The 1046-nt window shown below is 73.2% G+C and carries 1 protein-coding gene; it reads left to right on the forward strand.

Features of this window, described 5'->3' with window-relative positions; all coding sequences use genetic code 11:
• Positions 1–821, forward strand: an 821-nt coding sequence (locus AAAT03_RS09835; RefSeq protein ID WP_349103229.1) for an IS30 family transposase, incomplete at its 5' end; no start/stop codon positions are given.
• Between the last annotated feature and the right edge of the window lie 225 nt (positions 822–1046).

Below are 1046 nucleotides of genomic sequence, written 5' to 3' on the forward strand. Positions count from 1 at the left end.
CGCAGCAGATAGCGGCGGCGACCCCCGGGCTCAGCGCCTCCACCGTCTACAGGTGGGTGGACGCCGGCTACGACGGCATGACGAACATGGAGCTCAGGCGCAAGGTCGGCTACAGGCCCAGGTCGCGCCGGGCCCCGAGGAGGGCGACGTCCCACTCGGCGCGCAGGTCGCACGCGTCGTTCCTCGCGCTCGGCGAGGACGCCTGCGCCGCGGCCTGGGAGATGGACACCGTCGAGGGCTGCCGGGGCGACTCCGCCAGGCTCCTCACGCTGCTGCACCGCCCGAGCCGCTTCCAGCTGGCGCTGCCGCTGCCGGACGGCACGTGCGCCTCGGTCCTGGCGGCCCTCTCCTCGCTGCGCGGGGTCCTCGGCGAGGGCGGCGCGAGGCGCGCCTTCGGCGCCGTGCTCACCGACAACGGCGCCGAGTTCGCCGACGAGGGCGCCATCGCGGCGCTGCTCGGCGAGCGGGACGGCGAGACCAGGCTCTTCTACTGCGACCCCCGGCAGAGCCAGCAGAAGGGCGCGTGCGAGAAGAACCACGTCGAGATCAGGAAGCTGCTGCCCAAGGGCGCCGGGGCCAGGTTCGACCGGCTGACGGCGGCGGACTGCGCGCTGCTCATGTCGCAGGTGAACTCCGAGCCGAGGGGCGCGCTCGGGTTCCTGACGCCGGCGCGCGTGCTGCGGATGGCCCTCGGCGAGGACGCCTCCGCCCTCATGGACGCGTTCGGGATAGAGGAGCTGGCGCCCGGCGAGCTCGACCTCACGCCCGGCTGCATCGACAGGGCCAGGGCCGCGAGGGGCGAGGGGCCGCTGGCGGGATAGGCGGCGGGCCGGGACATGGGTCGGAGGGCCCGTTGCGCTGAGTCCGGAACGGCTGCGCGGCGGGCTGGCGGAGCATGCGGCGGCGGCACGGGGACACCGGCCTCCATAGCCTCTCCACCTGCGGAAACGAGGCGATAGCCAGGTGCCGGGGGCTATTTCCGCGTTGCGCTAGCTGCGGAAACGCGGGGTCCGTTCAGACTGTTGCGTTGAGATTGAAAATCAACC

Origin of the sequence: Collinsella sp. CLA-AA-H167 (assembly GCF_040095305.1) — a bacterium.
In the GTDB taxonomy this organism is placed as follows: domain Bacteria; phylum Actinomycetota; class Coriobacteriia; order Coriobacteriales; family Coriobacteriaceae; genus Collinsella.